Annotated in this window: 13 protein-coding genes and 1 pseudogene; 6 read left to right on the top strand and 8 right to left on the bottom strand. The window is 71.4% G+C overall.

From position 1 onward, the window contains the following. Positions 1 to 182 (top strand): annotated as a pseudogene (locus tag V6V16_RS19550) (DUF6350 family protein); the annotation flags it as partial. A 58-nt stretch (positions 183 to 240) separates the two neighbouring features. On the opposite strand, the gene V6V16_RS19545 reads toward V6V16_RS19550, so the two are convergent. Together V6V16_RS19545 and V6V16_RS19540 are read right to left on the bottom strand one after the other, a co-directional pair. Then, the gene (locus tag V6V16_RS19545; RefSeq protein WP_334564051.1) at positions 241 to 846 is read right to left on the bottom strand and encodes a DUF4190 domain-containing protein; all 606 of its coding nucleotides are present in this window, start codon (positions 844 to 846) and stop codon (positions 241 to 243) included. 20 nt (positions 847 to 866) lie between these two features. Further along, a complete protein-coding gene (locus V6V16_RS19540) occupies positions 867 to 1,166 on the bottom strand; it encodes a CD225/dispanin family protein (protein WP_334564049.1) in 300 nt (99 codons plus the stop codon). A 182-nt stretch (positions 1,167 to 1,348) separates the two neighbouring features. On the opposite strand from V6V16_RS19540, the gene purN reads away from it, so the two are divergent. Both purN and purH read left to right on the top strand, forming a co-directional pair. Continuing rightward, entirely contained in the window at positions 1,349 to 1,969 is a 621-nt protein-coding gene (gene purN, locus V6V16_RS19535; protein WP_334564048.1) for a phosphoribosylglycinamide formyltransferase, read from the top strand. Further along, positions 1,966 to 3,537 (top strand): bifunctional phosphoribosylaminoimidazolecarboxamide formyltransferase/IMP cyclohydrolase, encoded by a 1,572-nt coding sequence (gene purH / locus V6V16_RS19530; RefSeq protein WP_334564047.1) that lies wholly within the window; start codon positions 1,966 to 1,968, stop codon positions 3,535 to 3,537. Before purN ends, purH begins: the two co-directional genes overlap by 4 nt. Positions 3,538 to 3,693: 156 nt before the next feature. Here the strand turns inward: purH and V6V16_RS19525 are convergent, their stop codons facing one another. From V6V16_RS19525 to V6V16_RS19505, 5 genes are all read right to left on the bottom strand, one after another. Next, positions 3,694 to 4,725, bottom strand: a complete 1,032-nt coding sequence (locus V6V16_RS19525) for an ABC transporter ATP-binding protein (RefSeq protein WP_334564046.1) — start codon at positions 4,723 to 4,725, stop codon at positions 3,694 to 3,696. Next, positions 4,709 to 5,746 (bottom strand): ABC transporter ATP-binding protein, encoded by a 1,038-nt coding sequence (locus tag V6V16_RS19520; RefSeq protein ID WP_334564045.1) that lies wholly within the window; start codon positions 5,744 to 5,746, stop codon positions 4,709 to 4,711. Before V6V16_RS19520 ends, V6V16_RS19525 begins: the two co-directional genes overlap by 17 nt. A 29-nt stretch (positions 5,747 to 5,775) precedes the next feature. Further along, positions 5,776 to 6,732 carry an ABC transporter permease gene (locus V6V16_RS19515; protein ID WP_334564044.1) on the bottom strand — a complete coding sequence of 319 codons (957 nt, stop codon included), beginning with the start codon at positions 6,730 to 6,732 and terminating at the stop codon, positions 5,776 to 5,778. A gap of 138 nt (positions 6,733 to 6,870) precedes the next feature. Continuing rightward, positions 6,871 to 7,809: an ABC transporter permease gene (locus V6V16_RS19510; protein WP_334564043.1), complete on the bottom strand. Its 939-nt coding sequence runs from the start codon at positions 7,807 to 7,809 to the stop codon at positions 6,871 to 6,873. Positions 7,810 to 7,908: 99 nt separating this feature from the next. Next, a complete protein-coding gene (locus V6V16_RS19505) occupies positions 7,909 to 9,513 on the bottom strand; it encodes a peptide ABC transporter substrate-binding protein (RefSeq protein WP_334564042.1) in 1,605 nt (534 codons plus the stop codon). A gap of 426 nt (positions 9,514 to 9,939) precedes the next feature. On the opposite strand from V6V16_RS19505, the gene V6V16_RS19500 reads away from it, so the two are divergent. Both V6V16_RS19500 and V6V16_RS19495 read left to right on the top strand, forming a co-directional pair. Continuing rightward, the gene (locus tag V6V16_RS19500) at positions 9,940 to 10,800 is read left to right on the top strand and encodes a bifunctional methylenetetrahydrofolate dehydrogenase/methenyltetrahydrofolate cyclohydrolase (protein WP_334564040.1); all 861 of its coding nucleotides are present in this window, start codon (positions 9,940 to 9,942) and stop codon (positions 10,798 to 10,800) included. Between the two features lie 138 nt (positions 10,801 to 10,938). After that, positions 10,939 to 11,889 carry a malate dehydrogenase gene (locus V6V16_RS19495; RefSeq protein ID WP_334564039.1) on the top strand — a complete coding sequence of 317 codons (951 nt, stop codon included), beginning with the start codon at positions 10,939 to 10,941 and terminating at the stop codon, positions 11,887 to 11,889. A 71-nt stretch (positions 11,890 to 11,960) separates the two neighbouring features. Here the strand turns inward: V6V16_RS19495 and V6V16_RS19490 are convergent, their stop codons facing one another. After that, complete coding sequence (locus V6V16_RS19490; RefSeq protein ID WP_334564038.1) at positions 11,961 to 12,767, bottom strand: MBL fold metallo-hydrolase; 807 nt, start codon at positions 12,765 to 12,767, stop codon at positions 11,961 to 11,963. Positions 12,768 to 12,905: 138 nt separating this feature from the next. Between V6V16_RS19490 and V6V16_RS19485 the strand changes: the two genes are divergently transcribed. Continuing rightward, on the top strand, positions 12,906 to 14,123 hold the full coding sequence (locus tag V6V16_RS19485; protein WP_334564037.1) for an NADP-dependent isocitrate dehydrogenase: 1,218 nt from the start codon (positions 12,906 to 12,908) through the stop codon (positions 14,121 to 14,123). The last annotated feature ends 63 nt before the right edge of the window (positions 14,124 to 14,186 follow it).

Raw genomic sequence — 14,186 nt, 5'->3', positions numbered from 1 at the left:
CCGACTTCGGGCTGGTGCTGGGCGCCGCCGCGGCCGCCTCGGCGGGGCCGGTCGGCGGCGGCCGGCTGGCCGAGGTGGGGCCGGTCGCCTGGCAGGTGGCGGCGGTGGCGACCGCGGTGGTGGCGGCCGGCGCGCTGCTCGGCGCCGCCGGGACCCGGGCGCTGTCCCGGGCTCCCCGCTGACGGCCGGTACGACGAAGGGGCGCCCCGGCCGAGCCGGGACGCCCCTGTCGCGGGCCGGTCAGGGCTGGGTGGGCAGGCTGCCGATGGCACCGACGCCCAGCAGGACGATCTGGAGCAGGCCCAGCACGGCCCCGATGGCGCCGCAGATCATCCCGGCCAAGGCCTGGCCGTTGTTGTCGGCCAGCCCCTGGGCGGCCTTCTGCCGGCCCAGCCAGCCGGTCACCAGCGCGCCGATGCCCAGCGGAATGCCCAGGTAGCAGCAGACCAGCGGGATCGACGCGATGCCGAGGATCATCGACACCAGCCCGAGGGTGTTCTGCTGCTGCCCGGGCCCCTTACCGGTGAACCCCGCGTTCGGGTACATGGGGGGCGGGTACGCCTGCTGCCCGTACGGGTCCTGGTACGGCGGCTGGCCGTAGGGCTGACCGGACACGGGCGGCTGACCGTAGGGCTGACCCGACGACGGCGGCTGGCCGTAGGGCTGGCCCGAGACGGGCGGCTGGCCGTAGGGCTGGCCCGAGACGGGCGGCTGGCCGTACGGGTCGTGGGGCTGCTGACCGTACGGCGCCGGGGGCGGGGCGTACGGGTCGTGGGGCGGCGGTGCGGTCGGATCCTGGTGCGGCTGCTGGCCGTACGGATCCTGGCCCGGGTAGTCCGGCTGCATGCGACTCCTCGTCCGATCTGTCAGTAGCTACTGGTGGAGCTGCTGCCGCCGACGACTCCGGCGAGGCCACCGAGCAGGCAGCACACCAGGACGATCACGTACCAGCTGATGCCGACGATCAGCGCCCACTTGGACCACTTCTTCGACTCCGCGGCCGCGGCCTGCGCACCGGCGTAGTCGCCCTGCTGGAGCAGCGGGTTCACCTTGGAGGCGTTGATGATCGCAGGAATGGCCAGGGGCCAGAAGAGGAAGATGGCGACGATCGACATCGTCATGTTGTTGTTGATCGGCGGCTGCTGCGGCTGGTATCCGGGCTGCATTTCGGCGTACTCCTCATTCCACTCGGCACCCCCGCGGGGCGCCGGATCACTGACGGGTGCGGGCCGGACGCGCGCCGAGCCCGAGCGACCGGCAGCGTACCTGGTCCGCGCCGCACACGTCGTCGGTGAATGTCGCACCGCCCAGCGGGTGGGCCTCCCGACCCGCCCGATAGGGTGGCCCGGTGACCGAGCCCGCGCCCGTCGCCCGCATCGTCGTCCTCGTCTCCGGCTCCGGGAGCAACCTGCAGGCACTGCTCGACGCGGGCGTCGACCCCGCGTACGGGGCCCGGGTGGTGGCCGTCGGCGCCGACCGGGACGGCATCGCGGGACTCGACCGGGCCGCGGCGGCCGGGGTGCCGACCTTCGTCGAGCGGATCGTCGACCACCCCACCCGCGAGGACTGGGACGCCGCGCTGACCGCCCGCGTCGGCGAGCACCGGCCCGACCTGGTCGTCTCCGCCGGTTTCCTCAAGCTGGTCGGCCCGCGCTTCCTGGCTGCCTTCGGCGACCGCTACCTGAACACGCACAACACGCTGCTGCCGGCGTTCCCCGGCATCCACGGCCCGCGCGACGCCCTCGCGTACGGCGTGAAGATCACCGGGGCCACGCTCTTCTTCGTCGACGCCGGGATGGACACCGGCCCGATCGTCGCGCAGGTCGCCGTGCCGGTGCGCGACGACGACGACGTGGACACGCTCACCGAGCGCATCAAGGAAGCCGAGCGGCGCCAGCTCGTCGAGCAGGTGGGTCGCCTGGTCCGCGAAGGTTGGACGATCACCGGAAGGAAGGTCACGGTTCCGTGAGTTCCACTCAGGACGAACGCCGCCCGATCAGGAGGGCGCTGGTCAGCGTCTACGACAAGGCGGGCCTGGTCGAGCTGGCCCGGGCGCTGCACGCGGCCGGGGTGGAGCTCGTCTCGACCGGCAGCACGGCCTCGACCATCGCCGACGCGGGCGTGCCGGTGACCCCGGTGGAGACGGTGACCGGCTTCCCGGAGATCCTCGACGGCCGGGTCAAGACCCTGCACCCGAAGGTGCACGGCGGCCTCCTGGCCGACCTGCGCAAGGACTCCCATGTCGCCCAGCTCGACGAGCACGGCATCGCGGGCATCGACCTGCTGGTCTCCAACCTCTACCCGTTCCAGGCCACGGTCGCCTCCGGCGCCGGCGTCGAGGAGTGCGTGGAGCAGATCGACATCGGCGGTCCGGCCATGGTCCGGGCGGCCGCCAAGAACCACGCCTCGGTCGCCGTGGTGACCGACCCGGACGCGTACCCGGCGTTGCTCGCGGCCCTCGAAGAGGGCGGCTTCACGCTGGCGCAGCGGCGGGTGCTGGCCGCCCGCGCGTTCGCCGTCATCGCCGAGTACGACGTGGCGGTGGCCGAGTGGTGCGCAGCCACGCTCGCGCCGGAGGCGGACGGCTGGCCGGGCTTCGCCGGGCTGTCACTGCGCCGCTCGGCGGTGCTGCGCTACGGCGAGAACCCGCACCAGGCGGCGGCGCTCTACGTCGACCCGGCCAGCCCGGCCGGGCTCGCCCAGGCCGAGCAGCTGCACGGCAAGGAGATGTCCTACAACAACTACGTCGACGCGGACGCCGCCTGGCGGGCGGTCAACGACTTCGCCGACCAGCCGGCCGTGGCGGTCATCAAGCACGCGAACCCGTGCGGCATCGCGGTCGGCACCGACGTGGCCGAGGCGCACCGCAAGGCGCACGCCTGCGACCCCGTCTCCGCGTACGGCGGGGTGATCGCGGTCAACCGGGCGGTCTCTGTCGAGCTGGCCCGGCAGGTGTCGGAGATCTTCACCGAGGTGCTGGTGGCCCCCGACTTCGACGAGGGCGCGGTGGAGATCCTCCAGGGCAGGAAGAACATCCGACTGCTGCGCGCGCCGGCCTTCGCCCCGCTGCCCGCGGAGTGGCGGCAGGTCACCGGCGGCGTACTCGTGCAGATGGCCGACCGGATCGACGCCGAGGGCGACGACCCGGCCAACTGGCGGCTGGCCACCGGCGAGGCGGCCGACGAGGCCACCCTGCGCGACCTGGCCTTCGCCTGGCGGGCGGTGCGCGCGGTGAAGAGCAACGCGATCCTGATCGCCAAGGACGGCGCGACCGTCGGCGTCGGGATGGGCCAGGTCAACCGGGTCGACTCGGCGCAGCTCGCGGTCAGCCGCGCCGGGGCGGACCGGGCCCGGGGAGCGGTCTGCGCCTCGGACGCGTTCTTCCCCTTCGCCGACGGCGCGAAGGTCCTCATCGACGCCGGGGTCCGCGCGATCGTGCAGCCTGGCGGCTCGGTCCGGGACGAGGAGGTGATCGCCGCCGCCAAGGAGGCCGGCGTCACCATGTACCTAACCTCCACCCGTCACTTCTTCCACTAGCCCCCGTCCCACCCCCACCCCCTCTCGCGGCGTCGATCTTGCACTTTCTGCCCCGACACTCCGGACGAAACGGACGGTCGGGGGGCGCGAAGTGCAAGATCGGCGAACGTGGCGGGGCGGCGAACGCGGCGGGGCGGGGTGGGGGTCAGGTGGGGATCAGGTGGGGGTGGGGCGGAGTTCGGCGAAGTGGCAGGCCGACGGGTGCGGGTCCGCGGCGCGGGGGACCGCGTGGGGCTCCTGGATGGCGCAGACCTCCTGGGCCTTCCAGCAGCGGGTGCGGAAGTTGCAGCCGCTCGGCGGGTCGGCCGGGCTCGGCACGTCGCCGGTGAGCCGGATCATGCCGCGCTGGTCACGGGCGTCGGGGTCCGGTACGGGCACGGCCGAGAGGAGCGCCTGGGTGTACGGGTGCGTGGCCCGCTCGTAGATCTCGTCCTCGGTGCCGATCTCCACGATCTTGCCGAGGTACATCACCGCGACCCGGTCCGAGATGTGCCGGACCACCGACAGGTCGTGCGCGATGAAGACGTACGACAGGCCGAGCTCGTCCTGGAGCTTCTCCAGCAGGTTGATGACCTGGGCCTGGATCGACACGTCCAGGGCGGAGACGGGCTCGTCGCAGACGATGATCTCGGGCCGCAGGGCGAGCGCCCGGGCGATGCCGATGCGCTGCCGCTGGCCGCCGGAGAACTGGTGCGGGTAGCGGTTGATGTGCTCCGGGTTCAGGCCGACCAGGTCGAGCAGCTCCCGCACCCGCCGCTGCCGGCTGCCCTTCGGCGCCGCGTCCGGGTGGATCTCGAACGGCTCGCCGATGATGTCGCCGACCGTCATCCGCGGGTTCAGCGAGGTGTACGGGTCCTGCATCACCATCTGCATGTTGCGCCGCAGCCGGCGCAGCTCGGCGCCGGAGGCCTTGAACAGGTCCCGGCCCTCCAGGGTGGCCCGCCCCGCGGTCGGCGACTCCAGCCGCATGAGCAGCCGGGCCAGCGTCGACTTGCCGCAGCCGGACTCGCCGACGACCCCGAGGGTCTCGCCCCGGCGCAGCTCGAAGCTCACCCCGTCCACGGCCTTCACGGCGCCCACCTGCCGCTGGAACAGCACGCCCTGACGGATCGGGAAGTGCTTGACGAGGTGGTCGACCGCGAGAATGGTCTCCCCGCGGACCTTGGTCGGGCTAGCGGGCGCTGTCATCACGCACCTCCTGGGCGAAGTGGCACGCGCTGGTCCGGCCGTCGCCGAGAACCAGGTCGTGCGGCACCACGTCGACGCAGACCTGCTGCGCGTACGGGCACCGGGGATGGAAGGGGCAGCCGGACGGGATCCGCATCAGGTTCGGCGGCAGCCCTCTGATGGTCGCGAGCTCCTGGCCCCGGACGTCCAGCCGCGGGATGGACTCCAGCAGCCCTTTCGTGTACGGGTGCGCCGGTGCCCGGTAGAGCGAGTGGACATCGGCGTGCTCGACGATCCGGCCGGCGTACATGACCGCGATCCGGTCCGCGACGCCGGCGACCACCCCGAGGTCGTGGGTGATCAGGATCATCGCCATCTGGAGATCACGGCGCAGGTCGGCCAGCAGGTCCATGATCTGGGCCTGCACGGTGACGTCCAGGGCCGTCGTCGGCTCGTCGGCGATCAGCACCTTCGGATTCATGGCGAGCGCCATGGCGATCATGACGCGCTGCCGCATGCCGCCGGAGAACTGGTGCGGGTAGTCACCGAGCCGGTTGGCGGCCGCCGGGATGCGCACCAGGTCCATCAGTTCGACGACCCGCCTGCGGGCGTCCGCCTTCGACATGCCCTCGCGCTGACGCAGCGTCTCGCCGATCTGCCAGCCCACCGGGAAGACCGGGTTCAGTGCGGACAGCGCGTCCTGGAAGATCATCGCGATCTCCTTGCCGCGTACCTGCCGGCGTTGCTCTTCCGGCAGCTTCAGCAGGTCCCGGCCCTGAAAGAGGATCTGCCCCGAGCGGATCACCGCCGGCGGGGTGTCGAGGATGCCCATGATCGCCTGGGCGGTGACGGACTTGCCGGAGCCGGACTCGCCGAGCACGGCGAGCGTCTCCCCGGGATCGAGGTGGTACGAGACCCCGTTGATGACCCTGGCCACGCCCTCGCCGGTGCGGAACTCGATGTGCAGGTCCCGCAGGTCGAGCAGGTGCCCACCCTCGGGGGTCGGGGAGGCCGGCGTCGGTCGGACGGCGGACTGACTCACTGTTCCTGCCTCTCGCCCGCGACCGCGGGTCACCGGAGCTTCGGGTCGAAGGCGTCGCGGATCGCGTCGCCGAGCATGATGAACGCCAGCACGGTCAGTGCCAGGAAGGCCGACGGGACCAGCAGCGGCGTGGCCGACTCCCGCATGTGCACCCGGCCGGCGTCGATGTCGATGCCCCAGGAGATGGTCGGTGCCCGGAGCCCGATGCCGAGGAAGCTCAGCGTCGCCTCGGCGGCGATGAACGAGCCGAGGGCGATGGTCAGCACCACGATCGCCGGGGCCAGCGCGTTGGGCAGGATGTGCCGCAGCATGATCCGGCCGTCGCCGGCGCCGAGCATCCGCGCCGCCGCGACGTAGTCCTGCTCCTTCGCGGTGATCACCGAGGAGCGGACGACCCGGGCGGCGGTGGTCCAGCCGAGGATCGCCAGCACGAAGACCACCGCGCCGATCCGGACCGCGGAGCTGTCGCTGTTGACCCGCTTGAGCAGCACGATCGCGGCGAGCAGGAGCGGGATGCCGAGCACGATGTCGATCACCCGGGAGAGCACCGCGTCGACCCACCGGCCGAAGTAGCCGGCCGTCATCCCGACGAGCAGCGCGATCGTGCCGGTGAGTAGCGCGGAGAGCGCGCCGACCAGCAGTGACGCGCGGGCGCCGTACACCGCCCGGGCGTACGTGTCGCAGCCCTGGAAGTCGTACCCGAAGATCGCGCCGCCGGAGGGGCCGGCGTGCTGCCGGGCCAGCAGGCAGTCGCGCGGGTCGTTCGCGGTGAAGAGCCCGGGGACGGCGGCCATCGCGGCGAAGAGCAGCACCAGGGCCAGGCTGATCCAGAAGATCGGTTTGCGGCGCAGGTCGCGCCAGGCGTCGCCGGCCAGGCTGCGGGGCTTCTGCGCCACGCCGACCTGGCCCGGCGCGCCGGGCTCGCCCGACGGCCCCCGCCGCGCGGCCTGGTTCTCGCTCGCGGCGACGGTCTCGAAGTCACTCATGCCCGCACCTCGCCCCGCCCGGCGCCGGCACGAGTCGCCGTGTCGCCGGTTCGGCCGCCGCGCGCCGCCCGCGTGCCCCGCGGCGCCCCGGGGCCGGCGGAGCCGGGAAACACGGCGCTGCCGGTTCGTTCGCTGCGCTCACTCATAGCGGATCCTCGGGTCGAGTACGGCGTACAGGACGTCCACCACCAGGTTGGAGACGAGGTAGACCACGACGAGCACGCTGACGATGCCCACCACCAGGGGACCGTCCTCGGTGCGGATGCCGCGGAAGAGGTTGAAGCCGACACCGGGGATGTTGAACACGCCCTCGGTGATGATCGCGCCGCTCATCAGGTTGCCCAGCTCGACGCCGAGGAAGGTGACCACCGGGATGAGCGAGTTGCGCAGTACGTGGACGCTGACGATCCGCCGTTTCACCAGGCCCTTCGACCGGGCCGTGCGGACGTAGTCAGCGCGCAGGTTCTCGGCCACCGACGTCCGGGTCAGCCGCAGGGCGGTGGCGAGCGAGAGCGATCCGAGCACGATGCCGGGGAGCAGCAGCGCGTACAGGTCGGGGTCGGCCCCGGCGGTCGGCGGGAAGAGCTGCCACCGGACGCCGAGCAGGTACTGCGCCAGCGGCGCGAGCACGATCGTCGGGATGCCGAGTACCAGCAGGGTCAGCAGCAGCGTCGAGTTGTCGAAGACGCTGGCCCGGCGGATGCCGGCGAGCACGCCCGCGGTGACCCCGAAGACGATCGTCACCGCCATGGCGATGAGCGCCAGCTTGACCGTGACCGGCCAGGCGGCGGCCAGGATGTCGCCGATCGAGCGTCCGGTGAGGGACTGCCCGAGGTCGCCCTGGAGCAGGTTGCCGAGATAGTCGAAGTACCGGTAGAAGAAGCCGCCGACCCCGGTCCGGTCCAGGTGGAACTTCTCCGTCAGGTATGCCCGCTGCGCGGCCGTGACCGGGCGCTCGCCGGCCAGCGCCTGGATGGGGTCGCCCTGGCCGGCGAACATCAGCGCGTAGACGATCAGCGTGGTCCCGAAGAACGCGAGGACCATCTGGAGCAGGCGCCGCAGGATGAAGCGGAACATACTTGGCAGTCTCTCTGAAAAAGGGCGAAAAGGATGGTGGGTCGGGCCACCGTACGCCGATGGCCCGACCCGTGGTGCCGTGCTGTCGCCCGGTCCCGACTACCTGACGGCCTCGATCTTCAGCAGATCGATCCGGTCGAAGAGGTCCATCTCCACGTTCTGGACCTTGGTTGAGTGGCCGAAGTTGTTCTGGCCGTACCGCAGCGGGATCACCGGCAGGTCCTTCGCCAGCAGGTCCTCCGCCGCCTGGTACTTCTTGACGGCCTCCTCCTCGTTGGCGGCGCTGGTGCCCTCGGCGACCAGCTTGTCGAACTCGGGGTTGCTGTAGCCGTAGTAGTTCGACGAGCCGTTGCCGCTGTAGAGCGGGCCCAGGTAGTTCTCCATGGACGGGTAGTCCATGACCCAGCCCATCCGGAACATGCCGACGGGCTGCTTGGCCTTCACCTTGGTCAGCAGGTCCGCGAACTTCGGCTCGGCGGTGCCCACGCAGTCCACGCCCAGGTTGGTCTTGAGCTGGTTGCAGGTCGCGTCGATCCAGTCCTTGTGGCCGCCGTCGCCGTTGTAGGACAGCTCGATCCTCGCCGGGCCGCCCGCCTTCTGGTAGAGCGCCCTGGCCTTGGCGGCGTCGAACTCGCCGGCCTCGCCGATGGTGTTGTCGCGGTAGCCCGCGACGACGGGCGAGACGAACGAGCGGGCCGGCTGCTGCGAGTCCTTGAAGATCGACTTGGTGATCTCGTCCCGGTCGATCGCCATCGAGATCGCCTTGCGCACGTCCGGGTCGCTGAACTCCTCCTGGAACGTCGGGAAGGCCAGCACCTGGAGCGCCGAGGCGGGGCTCTGCTTGAACCGGTCACCGAGGTCGGTGCCGGCCGTCGAGAGGTTCTCGGTCGGGATGGTCTTGATGACGTCCAGGTTGTCCGAGAGCACGTCCGCGTACGCGGCGGTCGGCTGCTGGTAGATCCGGAACTCGACGCCGGCCACCTTCGGCTTCTCGCCCGGGAAGGCGTCGTACTTCTCGACCTCGACCTTGGCGTCGTGCTGCCAGGTGCCCTTCATCCTGAACGGGCCCTGACCGATCGGCGCCTGCTCGTACCCCTCGGCCAGCACGCCCGGTGCGGAGAACGCGGCCTTCGGCATCGGGTAGAAGGCGGTGTAGCCGAGCATGGTCCGGAACTCGCTGTACGGCTGGGCCAGCGTCACCGTGAAGGTGAGGTCGTCGACCTTCTTCAGCCCGGTGAGCGTCCTGGCCTTCGGGGCCTCGCCCTGCAGGTCCTCGTAGCCGGCGATCTTCTCGAAGAAGTAGCTGGAGTTCTGGCCGTTCGGGGCGTAGGCGCCGTAGTTCCAGGCGTCGATGTAGTTGTCGGCGGTGACCTTCTCGCCGTTGTGGAAGGTGTAGCCGTCCTTCAGCTTCACCGTCCAGGTCGTGTTGTCCTCGGACGTCACCGACTCGGCCGCCACCTCGTGGGGCTTGTTGGCCTCGTCGTAGTCGACCAGCGGGCTGAACAGGGCGGCGAGCACCTGCGAGCCGCTCGTCTCGTTGGTGTTGGTCGGCACCAGGTGCTGCGGCTCGGCGATCTCGATCCGCACGGCCGCGTCGGGGTTGCTCTCGCCGGATCCACCATCGCCGCCCGAGCCGCAGGCCACCAGGCCCAGGGTCACCGCGAGCGGGAGGGCGGTCCAGGCAGCGAGCCTACGAACACGCATGTAGCCTCCTCGTCTCCTCACGCTGCGCAGCCGATCTCGACGCTGAGATCACGCTGCGCAACGATGGGTAACGGTAGGTCGCCGGTCGCCCATCGGCAACGGTCGGGTTGCGAACCGGTAACGGAGCGTGCGCCGGGGCCTTGCCCTCGGGTCCGAACTCTGCTATCGCCTCTGCGTCGTCCAGGGGGCTCTGAACTGGGGGAACTCCCCGCCCGTAGATCCTCTTCCGGGGGTGCACCGCCGCGCCGCGTCCTCTGCGCCGGCCGTCCGCACCTCGCCCCCGCCGTCCGGGGCGTCCGCTTCCCGCCGGGGTCCGATCAAGCTTCAGTGACTCAGAGTGACGAAGGGCACGTGACTCTCGGTCAGCCGCCACGGGCTCCCGCAGGTCCCCTGATCGCCGGCCACCGACCGTGAGACGATCTGGGCGTGACGGCGACGCTTCTGGACGGCAAGGCGACCGCGGCGGAGATCAAGGACGAGCTGCGGACACGGGTCAAGGCACTGGCGGAACGCGGCACCACCCCCGGCCTGGGCACGGTCCTGGTCGGCGCCGACCCCGGCTCGCAGGCGTACGTCAACGGCAAGCACCGCGACTGCGCCGAGGTGGGCATCGCCTCGATCCGCCGGGAACTGCCGGCCGACGCGACCCAGGAGCAGGTCGACGCCGTGCTGGCCGAGCTGAACGCCGCCCCGGCCTGCCACGGCTACATCGTCCAGCTGCCGCTGCCGGGTCACCTGGACACCCAGCGGGTGCTGGAGCTCATCGACCCCGACAAGGACGCCGACGGCCTGCACCCGGTCAACCTGGGCCGCCTCGTGCTCGGCTACGACGGGCCGCTGCCCTGCACCCCGCGCGGCATCGTCGAGCTGCTGCGCCGGCACGACGTGCCGCTGCGCGGCGCCAAGGTCGCCGTGGTCGGTCGCGGCAACACCGTCGGCCGCCCGCTCGGCCTGCTGCTCACCCGGCGCAGCGAGAACGCCACGGTCACCCTCTGCCACACCGGCACCCTCGACCTGGCCGCGCACACCCGGGCCGCCGACATCGTGATCGTGGCCGCCGGCGTGCCGGGCCTGCTCACCGCGGACATGGTCACGCCGGGCGCGGTGGTTATCGACGTCGGCATCACCCGGGTCATCGGCCCCGACGGCAAGGGCCGCTACACCGGCGACGTCTCGCCGGAGGCGGCGGAGGTGGCCGGGAAGCTGGTGCCCATGCCGGGCGGCGTCGGCCCGATGACCCGCGCGATGCTGCTGACGAACGTGGTGGAGCGGGCCGAGCGCGACTGACCGCCCACCGGCCCGCCCGGACCGGGACGGCGGTGACGTTCGCCCCATCCCGGCGACGGCCGCCGCCCCTGACCTGATCGATGCCAGGATGACTGATACGGTCCGGAAAACCGACTGGTAGCAGGGAGTGGGACGACCATGGGTAAGAAGGTCACTGTCGTCGGGGCCGGCTTCTACGGCTCCACCACCGCGCAGCGCCTCGCCGAGTACGACGTCTTCGACACCGTCGTCATCACCGACATCGTGGAGGGCAAGCCCGCGGGTCTCGCCCTGGACCTCAACCAGTCGCGCGCCATCGAGGGCTTCGAGTCGAAGGTGGTCGGGGTCACCACCGGCCCGAACGGCGAGGGCTACGACGCGATCGAGGGTTCCGACGTCGTGGTGATCACCGCCGGCCTGCCGCGCAAGCCGGGCATGAGCCGGATGGACCTGCTGGAGACGAACGCCAAGATCGTCCGCCAGGTCTCCGAGAACGTGGCCAAGTACGCCCCGAACGCCGTCGTCATCGTGGTGTCCAACCCGCTGGACGAGATGACCGCGCTGGCCCAGCTCGCCACCCAGTTCCCGAAGAACCGGGTGCTCGGCCAGGCCGGCATGCTGGACACCGCCCGGTTCACCAACTTCGTGGCGGAGGCGCTGGGCGTACCGGTGAAGTCGGTGAAGACGCTGACCCTCGGCTCGCACGGCGACACGATGGTGCCGGTGCCGTCGCGGAGCACGGTCGACGGCAAGCCGCTGCGTGAGGCGATGTCGGCCGAGCAGATCGAGGAACTGGTCGTCAAGACCCGCAACGGCGGCGCCGAGGTGGTCGCGCTGCTCAAGACCGGTTCGGCGTACTACGCGCCGTCCGCCGCCGCCGCCCGGATGGCCAAGGCCGTCGCGGAGGACTCCGGCGAGGTCATGCCGGTCTGCGCCTGGGTCGACGGCGAGTACGGCATCTCCGGTGTCTACCTGGGCGTCGAGGCCGCGATCGGCGCCGAGGGCGTCAAGCGGGTCGTCGAGACCGACCTGGACGCCGACGAGCTGGCCAGCCTGAAGGAGGCCGCCGAGGCCGTCCGCGCCAAGCAGGGCGACGTCGCCAGCATGTGATCACCCCGTCGAGGGGGCACGCCGGTCCGCCGGGCGTGCCCCCTCGACGTCGTTTCCGGCCCCGGCACGGCCTACAGCGCCACGAACGCCTCGCCCAGGTGCGGGGTGGCGAGCACCGCCGGGCCGCCCGCGGCCAGGTCGCGCAGCAGCGCCACCCGCGAGGCGCGCGCCGCGGCGGCGTCCTCCTCGTGGGCGTACGCCAGCTCGGGGTCGACCAGTTGCACGGCGTGCACCAGCAGGTCGCCGGTGAGCAGCAGCCGTTCGTCGCCGACCTCCAGCAGCACCGACTGGTGCCCGGGCGTGTGGCCCGGCGTCGGCAGCAGCCGTACGGTCGGGTCGAGCCTCTCCTCGCCGTCGACCACCCGGAGCCGGCCGGCGGCGCGCAGCGGCGCGACCAGGCCGGCCGACAGCCCCGGGTTGAGCTGCCCCACGGCGGCCAGTTCGGCCCGCTGGAGCAGGTAGTCGGCGTTCGGGAAGTAGGGCGTGCCCGGCGAGCCGGCGACCGCCCAGCCGACGTGGTCGGTGTGCAGGTGGGTGAGCACGACCGTGCGCACGTCGGCCGGGTCGATGCCGGCGGCGGCGAGCTCGGCCGGCAGCCGGCCGGGCACCGGCGCCCAGCTCGCGGCGGGGGAGCCGGCCGGGCCGATCCCGGCGTCGACGAGGGTCACCGGGCCCTCCCCGGCACGGATCGCGAAACTGCGGAACGGCAGCCACCACCGCCCGTCGGCGGTCACCGAGCCCGGGTCCCGCAGGTCGGCCGCGCGCCACTGCTCCGGCGTGGCGTCCGGGAACGCCTCGGCGCGGGGTTGGAAGAACGGCCCCTCGCCGTCGGTGAGCGCGGTGACCGTGATAGACCCGAGGATGCGGCTCAGCGGCATCCGGCGATCATGCCAGCGGCCTCCTGCGCCGCGCACCTCCGTTTGTCCCGGCCGACCGAGGCCGGCTGGGGACTGCCCGACAGTTTCCAGTACGCTCGTACTGCTTGAGCACGTGTCCCCCGAGAGGAGCGCCGGCCGATGGCGAAGATCAAGGTAAACAACCCGGTCGTTGAGCTCGACGGCGACGAGATGACCCGGATCATCTGGAAGCAGATCCGGGAGCAGCTGATCCTGCCCTACCTCGACGTCGACCTGCACTACTACGACCTGTCGATCCAGCACCGCGACGAGACCGACGACCAGGTCACCGTCGATGCCGCCAACGCCATCAAGGAGCACGGCGTCGGCGTCAAGTGCGCGACCATCACCCCGGACGAGGCCCGGGTCGAGGAGTTCGGCCTGAAGAAGATGTGGCGGTCGCCGAACGGCACGATCCGCAACATCCTCGGCGGCGTCGTCTTCCGCGAGCCGATCATCATGTCCAACGTGCCGCGGCTGGTCCCCGGCTGGACCAAGCCGATCATCATCGGCCGGCACGCCCACGGTGACCAGTACAAGGCCACCGACTTCGTCGTCCCCGGCCCGGGCAAGGTGACCGTCACCTACACCCCGGCCGACGGCGGCGCGCCGATGGAGATGGAGGTCGCCAACTTCTCCGGCGGCGGCATCGCCATGGGCATGTACAACTTCGACGAGTCGATCCGGGACTTCGCCCGCGCCTCGTTCCGGTACGGCCTGGACCGCAACTACCCGGTCTACCTGTCCACCAAGAACACCATCCTCAAGGCGTACGACGGCCGGTTCAAGGACATCTTCGCCGAGGTGTTCGAGAACGAGTTCAAGGCCGAGTTCGACGCCGCCGGCATCACCTACGAGCACCGGCTGATCGACGACATGGTCGCCGCCGCGCTCAAGTGGGAGGGCGGCTATGTCTGGGCCTGCAAGAACTACGACGGTGACGTGCAGTCCGACACCGTCGCGCAGGGCTTCGGCTCGCTGGGCCTGATGACCTCGGTGCTGCTCTCCCCGGACGGCCGCACGGTCGAGGCCGAGGCGGCGCACGGCACCGTCACCCGGCACTACCGGCAGTGGCAGAAGGGCGAGAAGACCTCGACCAACCCGATCGCCTCGATCTACGCCTGGACCCGGGGCCTGGCCCACCGGGGCAAGCTGGACGGCACCCCGGCGGTCACCGAGTTCGCCAACACCCTGGAGCAGGTCATCGTCGACACCGTCGAGGGCGGCCAGATGACCAAGGACCTCTCGCTGCTCATCTCGCGGGACGCCCCGTGGCTGACCACCGACGAGTTCATGAACGCCCTGGACGAGAACCTGGCGCGCAGGCTCTCCGCCTGATCCCCGCCCCTGGCGGCACCGACCGGGTGCCGCCGCCGGATCACCCAGGAGCCCGCCGGCACC

This window comes from Micromonospora sp. CPCC 205561 (assembly GCF_036906775.1).
Classification (GTDB): domain Bacteria; phylum Actinomycetota; class Actinomycetes; order Mycobacteriales; family Micromonosporaceae; genus Micromonospora.
The sequence above is the reverse complement of the archived record's forward strand: the minus strand, read 5'-3'. Positions and strand labels throughout refer to the sequence as shown.

Bases quoted from the DNA above. Each gene is read 5' to 3' on its own strand.
- V6V16_RS19545 (WP_334564051.1), bottom strand. From the start codon at position 846: ATGCAGCCGGACTACCCGGGCCAGGATCCGTACGGCCAGCAGCCGCAC.
- V6V16_RS19540 (WP_334564049.1), bottom strand. From the start codon at position 1,166: ATGCAGCCCGGATACCAGCCGCAGCAGCCGCCGATCAACAACAACATG.
- V6V16_RS19525 (WP_334564046.1), bottom strand. From the start codon at position 4,725: ATGACAGCGCCCGCTAGCCCGACCAAGGTCCGCGGGGAGACCATTCTC.
- V6V16_RS19515 (WP_334564044.1), bottom strand. From the start codon at position 6,732: ATGAGTGACTTCGAGACCGTCGCCGCGAGCGAGAACCAGGCCGCGCGG.
- V6V16_RS19510 (WP_334564043.1), bottom strand. From the start codon at position 7,809: ATGTTCCGCTTCATCCTGCGGCGCCTGCTCCAGATGGTCCTCGCGTTC.
- V6V16_RS19505 (WP_334564042.1), bottom strand. From the start codon at position 9,513: ATGCGTGTTCGTAGGCTCGCTGCCTGGACCGCCCTCCCGCTCGCGGTG.
- V6V16_RS19495 (WP_334564039.1), top strand. From the start codon at position 10,939: ATGGGTAAGAAGGTCACTGTCGTCGGGGCCGGCTTCTACGGCTCCACC.
- V6V16_RS19490 (WP_334564038.1), bottom strand. From the start codon at position 12,767: ATGCCGCTGAGCCGCATCCTCGGGTCTATCACGGTCACCGCGCTCACC.
- V6V16_RS19485 (WP_334564037.1), top strand. From the start codon at position 12,906: ATGGCGAAGATCAAGGTAAACAACCCGGTCGTTGAGCTCGACGGCGAC.